The organism is Bacillus sp. LK2 (assembly GCF_001043575.1).
GTDB classification, from domain to species: Bacteria; Bacillota; Bacilli; order Bacillales; family Bacillaceae_G; genus Bacillus_A; species Bacillus_A paramycoides.
In genome coordinates, this window is the sequence record NZ_LDUK01000006.1 from 150,219 (window position 1) to 166,183 (window position 15,965).

At 36.8% G+C, this 15,965-nt stretch carries 17 protein-coding genes and 2 pseudogenes; 6 read left to right on the forward strand and 13 right to left on the reverse strand.

What is annotated here, in order from left to right; all coding sequences use genetic code 11:
- Window positions 1-24 precede the first annotated feature (24 nt).
- Window positions 25-1,608 carry a bifunctional metallophosphatase/5'-nucleotidase gene (locus VK90_RS06875; RefSeq protein WP_048371490.1) on the forward strand — a complete coding sequence of 528 codons (1,584 nt, stop codon included), beginning with the start codon at window positions 25-27 and terminating at the stop codon, window positions 1,606-1,608.
- 46 nt (window positions 1,609-1,654) lie between these two features.
- On the opposite strand, the gene VK90_RS06880 is transcribed toward VK90_RS06875, so the two are convergent.
- Both VK90_RS06880 and VK90_RS06885 read right to left on the reverse strand, forming a co-directional pair.
- The gene (locus VK90_RS06880; RefSeq protein WP_048371493.1) at window positions 1,655-1,894 is read right to left on the reverse strand and encodes a DUF896 domain-containing protein; all 240 of its coding nucleotides are present in this window, start codon (window positions 1,892-1,894) and stop codon (window positions 1,655-1,657) included.
- A 45-nt stretch (window positions 1,895-1,939) separates the two neighbouring features.
- A complete protein-coding gene (locus VK90_RS06885; RefSeq protein ID WP_048371494.1) occupies window positions 1,940-2,596 on the reverse strand; it encodes a YneB family resolvase-like protein in 657 nt (218 codons plus the stop codon).
- A gap of 141 nt (window positions 2,597-2,737) precedes the next feature.
- Between VK90_RS06885 and lexA the strand changes: the two genes are divergently transcribed.
- Complete coding sequence (gene lexA, locus VK90_RS06890) at window positions 2,738-3,358, forward strand: transcriptional repressor LexA (protein WP_048371643.1); 621 nt, start codon at window positions 2,738-2,740, stop codon at window positions 3,356-3,358.
- Between the two features lie 114 nt (window positions 3,359-3,472).
- Here lexA and VK90_RS06895 read toward each other — a convergent pair whose 3' ends face one another.
- From VK90_RS06895 to hflX, 8 genes and pseudogenes are all read right to left on the reverse strand, one after another.
- On the reverse strand, window positions 3,473-4,276 hold the full coding sequence (locus tag VK90_RS06895) for a DUF4097 family beta strand repeat-containing protein (protein ID WP_048371496.1): 804 nt from the start codon (window positions 4,274-4,276) through the stop codon (window positions 3,473-3,475).
- The gene (locus VK90_RS06900; protein ID WP_048371498.1) at window positions 4,277-4,819 is read right to left on the reverse strand and encodes a DUF1700 domain-containing protein; all 543 of its coding nucleotides are present in this window, start codon (window positions 4,817-4,819) and stop codon (window positions 4,277-4,279) included. It lies immediately after the preceding gene.
- A complete protein-coding gene (locus VK90_RS06905; protein WP_048371500.1) occupies window positions 4,812-5,135 on the reverse strand; it encodes a PadR family transcriptional regulator in 324 nt (107 codons plus the stop codon). The genes VK90_RS06900 and VK90_RS06905 overlap by 8 nt, the downstream gene beginning before the upstream one ends.
- 228 nt (window positions 5,136-5,363) lie before the next feature.
- Window positions 5,364-5,732 (reverse strand): annotated as a pseudogene (locus tag VK90_RS06910) (ATP-binding cassette domain-containing protein); the annotation flags it as partial.
- A gap of 66 nt (window positions 5,733-5,798) precedes the next feature.
- Complete coding sequence (glnA, locus tag VK90_RS06915; protein ID WP_002172992.1) at window positions 5,799-7,133, reverse strand: type I glutamate--ammonia ligase; 1,335 nt, start codon at window positions 7,131-7,133, stop codon at window positions 5,799-5,801.
- Window positions 7,134-7,181: 48 nt separating this feature from the next.
- Window positions 7,182-7,571: a transcriptional repressor GlnR gene (gene glnR, locus VK90_RS06920; RefSeq protein ID WP_000656783.1), complete on the reverse strand. Its 390-nt coding sequence runs from the start codon at window positions 7,569-7,571 to the stop codon at window positions 7,182-7,184.
- A gap of 176 nt (window positions 7,572-7,747) precedes the next feature.
- Window positions 7,748-9,019 (reverse strand): methionine gamma-lyase family protein, encoded by a 1,272-nt coding sequence (locus tag VK90_RS06925; RefSeq protein ID WP_048371504.1) that lies wholly within the window; start codon window positions 9,017-9,019, stop codon window positions 7,748-7,750.
- A complete protein-coding gene (gene hflX, locus VK90_RS06930) occupies window positions 9,012-10,286 on the reverse strand; it encodes a GTPase HflX (protein WP_048371506.1) in 1,275 nt (424 codons plus the stop codon). Before hflX ends, VK90_RS06925 begins: the two co-directional genes overlap by 8 nt.
- A 92-nt stretch (window positions 10,287-10,378) precedes the next feature.
- On the opposite strand from hflX, the gene VK90_RS06935 reads away from it, so the two are divergent.
- Together VK90_RS06935 and VK90_RS30135 are read left to right on the forward strand one after the other, a co-directional pair.
- Window positions 10,379-11,002 carry a trimeric intracellular cation channel family protein gene (locus tag VK90_RS06935; RefSeq protein WP_000312272.1) on the forward strand — a complete coding sequence of 208 codons (624 nt, stop codon included), beginning with the start codon at window positions 10,379-10,381 and terminating at the stop codon, window positions 11,000-11,002.
- Window positions 11,003-11,101: 99 nt separating this feature from the next.
- Window positions 11,102-11,239, forward strand: coding sequence for a hypothetical protein (locus VK90_RS30135; RefSeq protein WP_053081360.1), 138 nt, complete (start codon window positions 11,102-11,104; stop codon window positions 11,237-11,239).
- Window positions 11,240-11,272: 33 nt separating this feature from the next.
- On the opposite strand, the gene spoVK is transcribed toward VK90_RS30135, so the two are convergent.
- Entirely contained in the window at window positions 11,273-12,229 is a 957-nt protein-coding gene (spoVK, locus tag VK90_RS06940) for a stage V sporulation protein K (protein WP_002172996.1), read from the reverse strand.
- Between the two features lie 113 nt (window positions 12,230-12,342).
- Here spoVK and VK90_RS06945 point away from each other — a divergent pair, with 113 nt between their 5' ends.
- Both VK90_RS06945 and VK90_RS31060 read left to right on the forward strand, forming a co-directional pair.
- The gene (locus tag VK90_RS06945; RefSeq protein WP_002172997.1) at window positions 12,343-13,305 is read left to right on the forward strand and encodes a tyrosine-type recombinase/integrase; all 963 of its coding nucleotides are present in this window, start codon (window positions 12,343-12,345) and stop codon (window positions 13,303-13,305) included.
- Window positions 13,306-13,474: 169 nt separating this feature from the next.
- Window positions 13,475-14,575 (forward strand): annotated as a pseudogene (locus VK90_RS31060) (Gly-Xaa-Xaa repeat protein); the annotation flags it as partial.
- Window positions 14,576-14,651: 76 nt separating this feature from the next.
- Here VK90_RS31060 and hfq read toward each other — a convergent pair.
- Together hfq and miaA are read right to left on the reverse strand one after the other, a co-directional pair.
- Window positions 14,652-14,876: an RNA chaperone Hfq gene (gene hfq, locus VK90_RS06955; RefSeq protein WP_000813896.1), complete on the reverse strand. Its 225-nt coding sequence runs from the start codon at window positions 14,874-14,876 to the stop codon at window positions 14,652-14,654.
- A 21-nt stretch (window positions 14,877-14,897) separates the two neighbouring features.
- Window positions 14,898-15,851, reverse strand: coding sequence for a tRNA (adenosine(37)-N6)-dimethylallyltransferase MiaA (miaA, locus tag VK90_RS06960; protein WP_048371510.1), 954 nt, complete (start codon window positions 15,849-15,851; stop codon window positions 14,898-14,900).
- Between the last annotated feature and the right edge of the window lie 114 nt (window positions 15,852-15,965).

Below are 15,965 nucleotides of genomic sequence, written 5' to 3' on the forward strand. Positions count from 1 at the left end.
TAACAATAGAAAAGGTGGATTATGTTGAATCAAAATCGATTTGTAACTATTAACATCTTATTAACGAGCGATATACATGGTAATGTTTATCCAATTCACTATCAAAATAACTTACCAGCAGACGTGGGACTATCCAAAATTTCCACACTCATTAAAAAAGAGCGTTCTACAAATGAACATGTGATTTTAATTGATAACGGTGATTTCATCCAAGGAACTCCTTTCACTTATCATTATGCTACTTATGAAAAAGATAAAGAGAACCCAATGGCCTTATTAGCCAATTATCTAGATTATGATGCTGCAATTATCGGAAATCATGAATTTAATTACGGGATGGACATATTAAACAATGCTATTTCAACTGCCAATATCCCCTATTTATCAGCCAATATTTTAGATAAAAACAGAAAGAAACCGTATTTTGGAAAACCATATATCATAAAGCAAATTGAGCCGAATATAAAAATTGCTATTTTAGGGGTAACAACGCACTACATCCCAAATTGGGAGCAACCTCATCATATTGAAGATTTATTATTTGAAGATGCACTGGAAACAACAAAAAAGTGGGTTTCTTACATCCGTGAAAACGAAAAACCTGACTTACTCGTCGTTGCCTACCATGGAGGATTTGAACGCGATTTACATACTGGAGAACCTACTGAAGCTTTAACAGGTGAAAATCAAGGCTATGCAATATGTCATGAAATTGACGATATAGATATTTTACTAACAGGTCATCAACACCGAACGATTACAAACACAAAAGTGAATGGTGTTACAATTTTACAAGTCGGCTGTAATGGGCACTCATTAGGAAAAGTGAAAGTGACATTTGAAAGAAATAATAATGAATGGATTACGACAGAATGTCATTCAGAAATATTGTCTGTACAAGGGATTCAGGAAGATAAAGCTATCCTTTCTGTTGTATGTGATTACGAGGATAAAACACAAAAGTGGCTTGATCAGCCCATTGGGGTTATCAATGGAGATATGCAAATTTCTGATGCTCTGCAAACACGTCTACAAGACCATCCCTTTATTGAATTTATTAATAAAATACAGATGGATGTAGCAGAAGTTGCTATTTCTTGCACAAGTTTGTTTCACAATGAATCTCCGGGTTTTCCAAAACATGTCACAATGCGTGACATCGTTTCAAATTATATTTATCCAAATACATTAAAAGTTATTCGAGTGACTGGAGCAGATATAAAAGAAGCTCTCGAACTCTCTGCTGCCTATTTCACATTACAAGGGGGCGGAAACATCATTGTAAATCCTACATACATAGAACCGAAACCGCAGCACTATAATTACGATATGTGGGAAGGAATTTCATACGTATTAAACATTTCAAAACCAATTGGCGAAAGAGTTACTTTTTTAGAATATGATGGACTTCCAATCAACATGAAGCAAGAATACGATGTCGTTATGAATAATTATCGTGCAAGTGGTGGCGGAAACTTCCTTATGTATCAAAATAAGCCCATTATAAAAGACATACCAATAGATATGTCTGAACTTATCGCTAACTATATATTGAAGCATAAAACGATAGAAGCAACAACAAATCATAACTGGAAAGTTATTAAATAGCGAATCTGTCTATTAATATCAAAAAAAGATGGGCTACGCCCATCTTTTAATTTAATTTTGCATTATCTTGCTTTTTTAAAGCTTTTAATTTCGCCGGTGTAACATCAGTGCCTTTTTCGTTAACGACTTTAATTCCTTTTAATTCGTTTAACATATTTTGACGAAATCCTTTTAAATATTGTTCACGTAGCGATTGGCGCTCACGTTGTTCTTCTTCAGTTAAGCCTTCAGCTTTTGCTTTTTTCGCTAAGAAGTTAATGCGTTCAATGAGTTCGTGACTTAGCATCTCGAATCCCCCTTCTACTCAAAACTGATTATTATCATACAATAGTTAGTCTTCTTTATCAAGCAATTGCTTTGTATATTCTACATATCTTCGATGTACAGTTGCTTTTGAAACATCATGACCAAAACCACGAAGTGTTGCTGCAATCTCTTCAAAAGTTAATTCACTCCTACGCAAACGTACAATTTCTTCAATAGGCACTTCTTTTTTCTCACGTCCTACGCTTAAATGACGATTTTTTAAATTATTCTCTGGACGAAATCCTTTCTCCACTGCTCTTTGCATACCACGTTTAATTTTCAAATTATGGATCTTTCTTTGGTACTCTTCAACAATCCCAATTATATCTAACACCATCGAGTCAGAATCCGAAAGCTGTAATTCACCACTATGCGTGTGCGTATAAACTTTTATTCCCTCTTTATGTAAACAATGCATTAACGCAATCTTCGCATTCCCTCTACCAAGACGCGTTTCATCTTGTATAAGAAGCACATCAACTTGTTCATCTCGAATTGTATCTAGCACTTCTAATATGCCATCACGTTCAATTGTATAACCGCTAGCCTGCTCTTCAATTACCTTTATAACATTCATTTGATAGCGCTCAGCTAAATGCAATAATTCATCTTTTTGACGCAATAATGATGTTTCCTGCGCTTCTTTTGTTGTGCTCACACGTGCATAAATAATTGCATTCATTTCGAACCCCTCTTTCTCACTATATTTTCCCTCTAGTGTATCATAAATCCGCCTTTCGTTCGAACTTATGTTTGTAGAATGTTTTTTCACATGTTATACTTATTAATAAGAAAAATGAAAGAAAACGAGGTGTTAGAAAACATGGAAAAGTTAACGAAACGCCAGCAAGACATTCTCGACTTTATTAAGCTAAAAGTACAAGAAAAAGGATATCCACCTTCCGTACGTGAAATCGGTCAAGCAGTCGGCCTCGCTTCTAGTTCTACAGTGCACGGACATTTATCACGACTAGAAGAAAAAGGATATATTCGACGCGACCCAACAAAACCACGAGCAATTGAAATTTTAGGTGACAACCGAATGGAAACAGAAACACAATCTGTTATTCAAGTTCCAATCGTCGGAAAAGTTACTGCTGGTTTACCGATTACAGCAGTCGAAAGTGTAGAAGAGCACTTCCCGCTTCCAGCTAGCATTGTTGCCGGAGCAGATCAAGTGTTTATGTTACGAATTTCTGGAGATAGTATGATTGAAGCTGGTATCTTTGATGGTGATTTAGTCGTTGTTCGCCAACAACAGTCTGCATACAATGGTGAAATTGTAGTTGCCTTAACCGAAGACAATGAAGCAACTGTTAAACGTTTCTATAAAGAAAAAGATCATTTCCGTCTACAACCGGAAAACTCTTCATTAGAACCTATCATTTTAAAACAAGTGTCAGTTATTGGAAAAGTAATTGGCGTATATCGCGATTTACACTAAAAATAATAAAAAGAAGAAAATTGCCTTATTTATATAAGTAATTTTCTTCTTTTTGTATTTTGATAGATTTCCGTTCATTTAAAAACTAATTGAACGAATACATCCAATTAATTATTAACGCGTTTCAATAGTAACATCTCCAGCAGAAGTTTTCCCACTAATCTTTGTACTTCCATTACCAATTGTTATATTTTTATTTTCCTCATTAAAAATTGTCACTTCTCCAGCAGTGCTTCGCCCGGTTATAACTGTGTCTTTCGGTTTTTCCAATAAAGTAATATCTACATCTCCAGCAGTTGAGCTTGCCTCTAGATCATATTTAGAATCATGATCAATAACATCCACATCACCACTAGCCGTTTTTGCTGTTACTTTCCCTATTACTTTTTTAATATTCACGCTACCAGCTTTTGAAGTTGCATCCACATTCTTAGCTGTTATATGTTTCAAATCCACTTCTCCAGCGAGTGTTCCAACACTTACGCGGTCACTTTTCACATCACTTATTTCTATTTGTCCAGCGGCTGAATTTACTTTTATCTCTTGATAAGAACGTTCAGGTACAAATATAGTCAATGTAGGCGTTTGAAAATTGAAAGTAAAAAATGAGAAATCAAATGAAACACCTTTCTCTATTTCTCCTTTAATTTTTAATGTGTCACCCTCTTCAGCAATACGAATCTCCTGTTTACGTAAATCTCCTGATTGCTTTACATAAAAAGAGGAATCAGGAGATTTTCGGACAACAATATCTCCAGCATCTAACTTAACTTCTACATTTTTTAGCGTTTCGTTTTTAATTACGTCTTCTTTATTTCCTTTTTCTGCAGTTTGTACTGCTTTTTCATATGTTTGTGAAATCCCTATTACTCCAATAATGATACAAGCGATAGCTACTAACAATATTTTTTTCATCATCTACTCCCCTTTTATCATTTTGAAGTTCCATATTACATATCGTACGCATAATCTTTTAAACCACTTCGTACTATAATAAGCTGCAATACATAACAACAAACCAACTCCAACAAACGTGATACTAACGAATAAGTCAATCCATAAAAAAGTACCCATAAACACTTTTAAAATAACGAAAAATGGCGTCACTACACTAGAAATCCCCGCAACCCAAAGAGAAAATATAGTAGCAATAATTGCAATTAATGGGCCTAACACAATAATAAAGTTAAACAAACTAAGTCCAATCGCCGCCATGACAGCTCTTGTCACATTTGAAGTCGATGGATCTTTTTTCATTTCATCAAAGCGATACATCGCAAGTAATTCCTTTGCAATCACTTTCGGAGAACCAAGTCCTTTTATTATTTCCGATTCAGTTTTCCCCTCTTCTACCCCAAACTGAAAGTGCTCTTCATAATCAAATAAAATGTCTTTCCTCTCTTCTTCCGGTAACTTTCTAAGCTGATTCGATAATTCCCGAAGGAACTGTTCTTTATTCATCCCAATTCACCCCTTCAATAATTTCTTGTACACCTTTCGCAAAATCACGCCACTCTGCTACTAATAAATGAAGTTGCGTCTCACCTTGCTCAGTTAGTTGATAATATTTACGAGGCGGCCCTTCCGTAGACTCTTTTAAATATGTTTGAAAATATCCCTCTTTCGTTAAACGACGCAATAACGGATATACTGATCCTTCTGATATTAAAAACTTATTAGAGATTTGTTGAACCAGTTCATAGCCATAACAATCTTTACGTTTTACAAGTGCCAATACACACAGTTCTAACACACCTTTTTTAAACTGAACGTTCAAGGACAATCCTCCTTTCTTATTTTAGTACTGTTTAATACACGGTACCTATTTTATCCATAATATACCACTTAGTACTGTTCATTGCAAGGTACTTAACTATATTTATCCCCTAAATATAGAAAACACACAAATGAAAGCCCTAATAAGATCCTGTTGTAACTGACCATTATTCGGGCTTTCATTCAATTCTAATTACATTAATACAAGACTTCATTCACTTTTTCTCCTCTAAAAACCAACTTCCATTTGTGAGCCAAATAAATTCCGAAACACACCTTTTCTCTCTTTAGCCAATTGATTAAACTCACCTTTTTGGACAATTTCACCTTTTCCTAAAACAATAACTTGATCTGCATTGTGTATCGTAGATAAACGATGCGCAATAACAATAATAGTCATCGTTCCTTTCAATCTTTCTAATGTTGATTGGATTTTCACTTCATTTTCAGTATCTAACGCACTCGTAGCTTCATCTAATACTAAAATGAACGGTTGCCTTAAAATCGCCCGAGCTAGTACAAGTCGTTGGCATTCACCACCTGAAAGCCTCACTCCACGATTTCCAATAAGAGTATCAAGCCCTTTTGGAAGCATTCGCCACAATTTACTGTAGATAAATGACGAAAAAGCCCTGATACCGTAGTATCAAGGCTTCTCTTGCTCTTAGTATAGAGACATATATTGATCGCGTTCCCATTGGTGAACTTGTGTTCTAAAGATATCCCACTCAATCTCTTTCGCTTCAATGAAGTGCTCAAGTAAGTGATCTCCTAGCGCGCCACATACTACTTCATTAGATTGTAATGTAACTAATGCTTGCGCTAATGTTGCTGGTAAATCAGCGATACCTGCTTCTTCGCGCTCTTCTTTTGTCATTACATAGATGTTACGGTCTACCGCAGCTGGTGGAGTTAATTTATTTTTAATTCCGTCAAGACCTGCAGCTAATAATGTTGCCATTACTAAATATGGGTTTGCAGCTGGGTCAACACTACGTACTTCTACGCGTGTACTAATACCACGAGATGCAGGGATACGTACTAATGGACTACGGTTTTGTGCAGACCATGCTACGTAACATGGAGCTTCATATCCAGGTACTAAACGTTTGTAAGAGTTTACAGTTGGGTTTGCTACCGCTGTAAATGCTGGTGCATGTTTTAAAATACCTGCAATGAAGTGACGAGCATCATCACTTAATTGTAATTCACCATTTTGATCGAAGAATACGTTCTCACCATTTTTAAATAATGATAAGTTACAGTGCATACCTGAACCGTTTACACCATATAATGGTTTCGGCATAAATGTTGCATGTAAACCATGCTTACGAGCAATTGTTTTTACAACAAGTTTGAATGTTTGAATGTCATCACATGAGCGAATTGCATTTGCATATTTAAAGTCAATTTCATGTTGCCCTGGAGCAACCTCATGGTGAGATGCTTCAATTTCAAAGCCCATCTCTTCAAGTTCAAGAACGATATCACGACGACAGTTTTCCCCTAGATCCATCGGCGCAAGGTCGAAGTATCCACCGTTGTCGTTTAATTCTAATGTTGGATTTCCTTTTTCATCTACTTTAAATAGGAAGAATTCTGGCTCTGGTCCAAGATTGAAATCTGAGAATCCTAAAGCTTCCATTTCTTTTAATACACGTTTTAAATTGTTACGTGGATCTCCTTCAAATGGAGTGCCATCTGCATTGTAAATATCACAGATTAATCGAGCTACTTTACCTTTTTCAGCTGTCCAAGGGAAAATTACCCAAGTATCTAAGTCCGGATATAAATACATATCAGATTCTTCAATACGTACGAAACCTTCAATAGAAGATCCATCAAACATCATTTTGTTATCAAGAGCTTTTGTTAATTGGCTCACTGGAATTTCTACGTTTTTAATTACTCCTAAAAGGTCTGTAAATTGTAAGCGGATATACTTTACATTCTCTTCTTTCGCCAAACGGAAAATATCTTCTTTTGTGTACCTAGCCATTATAAATTCCTCCTTAGTCCCTCTAAACACCTTCAGAATCAGTTATCTTTAGTGAAAAAACCTTGAAATATCACCTTGTCGCAACGAAGTCCGATTAAATCTACCTGTATGTTGTAGTTCATCTCGAAGTATTTTGCGAAGCTCAGTTTTTGAAATTTCTTTCGTTTCTTCTTTTACTTTCACTGCTTCTGTTTGATTTTCTTTCATTAGTAACACTTGCTTAATACCAGCCATATTTAAGCCTTGATCTAATAAATCTTTAATCTCTAACAACTTATCTACATCGTTAAATGAAAATAATCTACGATTCCCCTTTGTACGGGTTGGAGAAACAAGATTATGCTCTTCATAGTAGCGAATTTGACGTGCAGACAATTGTGTTAAATCCATTACTATACCAATAGGAAACAGCGGGGCAGAACGTCTATCTTCTTTCATCGTTTCAGTTCCTCCTTCGCCTTAACTGCTTCTCATTTTATACCATGTTATGTTTAGTGTCAATAGATGTAAGCTTTTCTTACATGGTTTTTTTATAATTTTTTTCATTCTTTTTTCTAATGGCATAAATCATTACTTTCATATGAAAAAAAGCTGTCGAAATCGACAGCTTCCCTTTAAGAAATTGTTAATAGATTCTTTTCAATTAACGCATCAATCGCAGAACAAATCGCAATCTTTACATGCGAATAAGTTAATCCGCCTTGTACGTAGGCAACATAAGGCGGACGAATTGGGCCATCAGCCGACAATTCGATACTTGCACCTTGAATAAATGTCCCAGCAGCCATAATTACATCATCTTCATAACCCGGCATATAGTTTGCATATGGCGTAAAATGAGAATTAATTGGAGATGCATATTGGATCGCTTGACAGAACGCAATCATACGATCTTTATCATCAAATTGAACAGATTGAATTAAATCCGTTCTTGATGCATTCCACGCTGGTGATGTATTCATTCCTAACTTTTCTAAAAATGCAGCTGTAAAAATCGCACCTTTCAGCGCTTGACCAGCAACATGCGGCGCTAAGAAGAAACCTTGATACATTTCTTGCAGACTGTATAAAGATGCCCCTGCTTCCGCACCGATTCCCGGAGATGTTAGACGATATGCACATGCTTCAACATACTGTTCTTTACCAACAATATAACCACCAGTTTTAACAATTCCTCCACCCGGGTTTTTAATAAGAGAACCTGCCATTAAATCTGCACCAACATGACACGGCTCTTGCTCTTCAATAAACTCACCATAACAGTTATCTACAAATACAACAACATCAGGTTTAATCTCTTTAACAAACGCAATCATCTCTTTAATTTGAGAAACGGTAAACGACGGACGAGTAGCATACCCTTTTGAACGCTGAATGCCAATCATCTTCGTATTACTATGGATTGCAGCTGCAACAGCTTCAAAGTCCACAAACCCCTCTTCAGTTAGCGGAACTGCGTTATACCCAATATTATATTCCTTAAAAGAACCTACACCTTTTCCACGCACACCAACGATTTCTTCTAGCGTATCATATGGTTTTCCCGTTATGTATAGCAACTCATCTCCCGGACGTAAAATACCGAATAAAGCTGTTGAAATTGCGTGAGTACCCGATATTATTTGCGGACGAACAAGACCAGCTTCAGCTCCAAATACATCAGCATACACTTTCTCTAACGTGTCACGACCAATATCATCATAGCCATAACCTGTCGTCGGAATAAAATGCGAATCGCTAATTTTATGTTTACGAAAACTTTCTAATACACGAAATTGGTTACTTTCAATTACTTCATCCACACGTTTATGCACTTCTGTAACTTGACTTTCTACTTCTTTTACGATTGGAGCAATTATTTCTCCATTTTTCAAACGATCAAACATTATTATTTTCTCCTTCTTCCACTAAAAATCTCTTTAATTGCCCATTAAGTGATGAATGAGCAAAGATATACCCTGTACAATCATATACAAATTCTTCTTCTAAAAACTCCATTTTTGTTAGCAACGTTTCCGTTTTTAAAAGTGTTAACAATCTACCTTCACTTGGCGGGAGTTTCACTTGATAAACAACCATTTCTTCCTTCATCTTCGTTTCTATCGCTTCTTTAATACGTAATAAATCATTTTCTTCAAAAGCACTAGTCATTAAGAAATCACTTTTTGGAAATGGAATAAAATTTTGATGCAATTCATCTTTTTTATTATATAACGTAATAATAGGAATATGATTAATTTCAAGATCTGACAATAGTTGTTTTACCGTTTGCTCATGCCCTACATAATTAGGGTCTGCTGAATCAACAACATGTAAAATAACATCCGCTTCACCAGCTTCTTCTAACGTAGATCGAAAAGCAGCAATTAACGACGTAGGTAAATCTTGTATAAAGCCAACCGTATCAGTCAATAACACTGTATAACCAGAAGGTAACGGCATCTTCCTTGTTGTCGGATCTAACGTTGCAAACAATAAGTTTTCTTCAAACGTATCCGCTTCCGTTAATCTATTAAACAACGTAGATTTCCCTGCATTTGTATATCCAATTAATGAAACTTGAAATACTTTATTATCTTTTCTTCTCTCACGATATCTTTTTCGATGCTCCACAACAACCGCAAGTTGTTTCTTTATTTCATCAATACGTGATCGAATATGACGACGGTCCGTTTCAAGCTTTGTCTCTCCCGGTCCCCTTGTACCAATTCCACCACCAAGACGTGATAAAGATAGACCTTGCCCCATAAGGCGCGGCATTGTATATTGCAACTGAGCTAATTCTACTTGAAGCTTACCCTCTCTCGATTTCGCACGTTGCGCAAAAATGTCTAGTATTAACTGCGTTCGGTCAATCACTCTTGCATCTAATACTGAAGATAAATTCCGAATTTGGCTCGGCGTTAACTCGTTATTAAATATAATAACAGCTGGTTCTAATTCTTCAGTTAACATCGTAAGCTCTTCTAGTTTACCTTTTCCTATATAAGTCGCCGGATGAAACTTCGGGCGTTTTTGAGTTGTGGACACTAACACTTCTGCTCGCGCAGTCTTCGCTAACGATGCAAGCTCTTTCATGGAATGCATGAATTTTTCATCATCATCTTGCGACAATTGACAGCCAACTAATATGACTTTTTCTTTTTCTTCCATCAAATATGTTCACTCATCCTTTTCGAAATTTAAACCTTCTAATATAATAGCAGAGGAAGCACATTTCATCTAGTTAGCGGGGGAGAAAATTCATGGCATGGGAGATTTTTAGCATCATAGGCACAATCGCCTTCGCACTAAGCGGAGCCATTGTTGCAATGGAAGAAGATTATGATATTTTCGGGGTGTATATTTTAGGAATGGCAACCGCATTTGGGGGAGGTGCCCTTCGTAATTTATTAATCGGTTATCCAATCGTCGCGTTTTGGCAACAAGACATGTTATTCCAAATCGCACTATTATCAATGACGATTATTTTTCTTTTTCCAAATAAATTGATTAGACATTGGAAAAAGTGGGAAAACATCACGGATGCCATCGGCTTATCAGCATTTGCCGTACAAGGAGCACTATATGCACAAAAACTAAATTTACCAATTAGCGCTACAATCGTAGCCGCTGTTTTAACCGGTATTGGCGGCGGTATTATTCGTGACCTTTTAGCCCGCAGAAAACCTCTCGTCCTTCGAGCTGAAGTATATGCATTTTGGACGATTTTAGCAGGTTTTTTAATTGGAGCTCAAATTATCGTTAGCGATTGGGCTCTATACACCTTATTCATTTTAATTGTTTGCTTCCGCATGGTTTCTATTCATTACAAATGGCATTTACCGCATAGACGCATCGATACAAACGAACGTTCAATGCATAAATAGCAATCTAACCTCTTTACATATCGTAAAGAGGTTTTTCTTTTCTAACGAGTTTTTCTTTACATAATGTTTATACTAATTTTTAAAGCGAGGTGAATACAAATGACAAACCATGTTAATAAAGGAGCTCAAAAAAGCTCCGTAAACCAATTTGGACACGATCCAAATTCAGCACATGAAAAGAGCGCTAAAATGGAACGCTTTCATAAATCTTACCAAGAAAAAGCAAAAAAAGAATAACCGAAGTTATGTACAAAAAAACAGACGCACAGCTTACGTACTGTGCGTCTCCTCTTCAAGCATCAAATCAATACTTGATATCCCAATTAAATCATATTTATCATACGTATCTTCTTGTAACAATCGCATAGCTTGTGTTCGAATTGATTTTTCAACAATATTCCGTACGTATCGTCCATTACTAAACGATGTAATTTGCGACGAATACTTTACTGCATGTAAATGATCTCGAAATTTCCACTCCGCCTCTTTAGATAACTGATATTCACGCTCTTCATACATTCTCTTCCCAATTTCCAACAACTGATTTACTGAGTAATCTGCGAATTCAATAATAAACGGAAAGCGAGATTGTAACCCTGGATTCAACGAAAGAAAATGATTCATCTCTCTTGAATACCCAGCCAAAATTAATACAAAACCGTGTTGCTTATCTTCCATATGCTTCACAAGTGTATCAATGGCTTCCTTTCCAAAATCTTTCTCTCCCCCACGCGCTAAAGAATACGCCTCATCAATAAACAAAATACCTCCCATAGCCTTTTTTATTAAATCTCTTGTCTTTTGCGCTGTATGACCGATATACTCCCCTACGAGGTCCGCACGTTCAGCTTCAACTAAATGCCCTTTTGATAAAATATTCATCTCAAACAACAATTTCCCTATCATTCTAGCAACAGTTGTCTTCCCAGTACCCGGATTCCCTTTAAACAACATATGAAGCACTTGCTTCTCAGATTTCAACCCCATCTCTTGTCTTTTTTTATTTACATAAATCCAAGCATAAATTTCTTTAATTATCTTTTTTATGTCATCCATCCCAACAAGCTTTCCCATCTCTTCTTCAATTCTCTGCAACATCTCATGTTTAGTAGTGGTTTCACTTGAAATTACAGTTTTATCTTCCGATGCCGGTAACGAAATTTTCTTCCGATGGTTTAACACGATATTAATTTGATTGTTATTTTTCTTACGCATTGATTGTTCCATACAATCACCTCATTTTATCCACTCATCAAATATTATTATTCCCGTCCCCCTTACAAATGCCTATTTTCAGAAAAGTTTGCTATAATATAAGAAATAATTAAGGTGGTGGGACTATGGAAACAACGGAATTCCATGATACAATACAAGCCTTTTCTATTTTTTTATTGAATAAAGGCCGAAAGTCTTCAACTATTAAACGCTATGTCTATGACATCGAAGATTTCGGACATTGGTTAGAAAAAAACAAAAAGCTCCCTTCCAGTAATATATGGGCTACACTTTGTACAAAAGACTATGAAGATTACTTTTCCGACTTAAAAAAGAATCGACACTACTCAGAGAAAACAATGCATCGTGTATTTATTGTATTAAATAGAATGTATCATTTTCTAAACATTCCTAATCCATTGAAGAATATGGAAATCGTTATTCAACCAAACCGTGCATTACGTAATGAAGATTTCATTTCATCCGATGAAGAAAAAAGATTAAAACATATAGTCACTTCATTGGAAGGCCTTTCAGAAAAGCAACGTCCTGTTCGCCCTTTATTAATGGATCGTAATATCGCTATTTTAAACCTACTAATCGACTACGGACTATCCTTACAAGAACTTACAGCATTAACTATGCATCAAGTTCACTTTGAAACCAATACATTGTCTATTCCAGCAACCGCAGGAGTAGCAAGAGCAATCACATTAACAAATGAAGACAAAAAACAATTGTACACATATTATAAAAGTATCCCAGAACCAGTTCGCCCCAAATACCATAGCAATGATCCATTATTTGTGGCATTCGATTTTAATCGCGGAACATATAGATGGGTATATGAAAATGACGCACCAAAGGCCTTAACAGAAATTGCCATCCAAAAAATGATCCGACTTGAAGTAGCAAGAGCAAATTTACGTAAAGGCATTTCCGGACAACATTTTCGGAACACCTTTATTCTACGCCTAATAAAAAAACAAATCCCAGAACCTGAAATCATAAAATTAGTTGGCTTCAAATCAAAAATTTCATTAAAACGATATTATCAATACGCAGAAAATAGAAAAAACGCCTTATAATAAGGCGTTTTTTCTATTTTTTTTGAAACAATTAATTTTACTATGACCATTTACCTATTCTCTGCATCTACTATGATGAGTTTCGCTCACAGTCTAATTAGAAAGGAGAGATTTAATGTCTCGTTTTAACGACAATCAAAATAAATTCTCCAAACCATGCTTTCCAAGTAGTGCTGGACCTCAGGGTAACACAGGCGCTCAAGGTATCACAGGTGCTACTGGTGCCACTGGACCTCAAGGTATCACGGGCGCTCAAGGTATCACAGGTACTACTGGACCTCAAGGTAATACGGGCGCTCAAGGCAACACAGGCGCTACCGGTGCCACTGGACCTCAAGGTAATACGGGTGCTCAAGGTATCACGGGTGCTCAAGGTATCACAGGCGCTACTGGTGCCACTGGACCTCAAGGCAATACTGGCGCTCAAGGTATCACAGGCGCTACTGGTGCCACTGGACCTCAAGGTAATACGGGTACTCAAGGTATCACAGGCACTACTGGTGCCACTGGACCTCAAGGCAATACTGGCGCTCAAGGTATCACGGGCGCTACCGGTGCTACTGGCGCTCAAGGCAACACAGGTGCTACCGGTGCCACTGGACCTCAAGGTAATACGGGTGCTCAAGGTATCACAGGCGCTACTGGTGCCACTGGACCTCAAGGTAATACGGGTACTCAAGGTATCACAGGCACTACTGGTGCCACTGGACCTCAAGGCAATACTGGCGCTCAAGGTATCACAGGTGCTACTGGTGCCACTGGACCTCAAGGTAATACGGGTGCTCAAGGTATCACGGGTGCTCAAGGTATCACGGGTGCTACTGGTGCCACTGGACCTCAAGGTATCACGGGCGCTACCGGACCGACTGGACCAAACTTCCCAGTCGCGACAATTGTTGTACAAAATAATATTCAACAAACTGTACTCCAATTTAATAACTTCATTTTCGGCACTGCAATTAATGTAAACAATATTATTTTTAAAGGCACAGACACAGTTACCGTCGTCAATGCTGGTATTTATGTAATTAGCGTCTCAATCTCTACAACTGCACCAGGCGGCGCCCCATTTGGTGTTGGAATTTCAATAAATGGTACAGTCGCAACAGATAATTTCTCCTCTAATTTAATAGGTGACTCGCTTTCCTTTACAACAATTGAAACTTTAGCAGCTGGCGCAAATATTTCTCTCCAATCTACTCTTAACGAGATTACGCTCCCTTCAACCGGAAACACTAACGTTCGACTTACTATATTTAGAATCGCTTAAATTTCACTATTTATTGTTTATGACAAATAAAAAAAGAGCGAGAAACTCGCTCTTTTTTGTTATGTACAATTCATTACTACTCTAATTCAATTGAAACATTTTTTTGAGGTACAAATGTAGAAATTGCATGTTTATAAATAAGCTGTTGCTTACCTTCTGTTTCCAGTAGGACTGTAAAGTTATCAAACCCTTTAATTAATCCACGAAGCTGAAAACCATTTAATAAGTACAGCGTAACGAACGTATTCTCTTTACGGAGTTGATTTAAAAACTGATCTTGAATATTGATTGATTGCTTCATGTCGAATCCTCCTCTTTTTCTCTACTTACTATTATTCGACTTTAGTTGTAGCTTTCCTTCTATGTATCGTAAAATTTCTGACGTTTTTTCACCATCAGTAACATCAAACCACGCGACATCCATTTTATTACGGAACCACGTTAATTGACGTTTTGCATAACGGCGTGAATTCGTCTTTAATTGTGATACCGCTTCTTCTAAAGAGACACGATTCTCAATATAATCATATATCTCTTTATAACCAATCGCTTGAATAGATTGACACTCTCGCACTCCTCTTTCATGCAGACCTTTTACTTCCTCTAATAAACCTTGTTCAACCATTAGGTCAACACGTAAGTTAATGCGATCGTATAGCATTTCTCGATCCATTGTCAAGCCAATTAATGAAACATCGTACAGTAACTCATTTTCTTGTTTTTCGAGCTGGTTACTCATTTTTTCACCCGTCGTGTGAAAAATTTCTAACGCCCGAATAACACGCCTTACATTATTTGCATGAATACGCTCCGCACTTTCTGGATCTACTTCTTGCAATTTTTTATGTACATATTCCACACCGCGTTCTAACGCTAACTTTTCCATCTGCTCTCGGTATATAGCATCCCCAGCCTCATCAGTAAACTGGTAATCGAATAAAACAGATTGTATATAAAGGCCAGTTCCACCAACAATAATCGGTAATTTCCCACGCTCTGTAATCTCTCGAATGTACTTACGAACACGTTCTTGAAATTCCGCCACAGAAAATGAATCTTCCGGATTTTTTATATCAATCATATAATGCGGAATTCCGTCCATCTCATCCGTCGTTACCTTTGCAGTCCCAATATCCATCGTACGATAAATTTGCATGGAATCACCACTAATAATCTCACCATTCAATGCTTTTGCAAGATCGATACTTAATTTCGTCTTTCCGACAGCAGTTGGCCCAATGATGACAGCAACTTTTTCACGTTGCACTTCTCCCATATAACTCAACTCTCTTTATGTAATATACTCCACCTAATCATTATACCCAATCTTACCAATTTTAATGGTGTGATTGCAAGTTCTTTGAATCCAGTACATGAAATTATATATAAA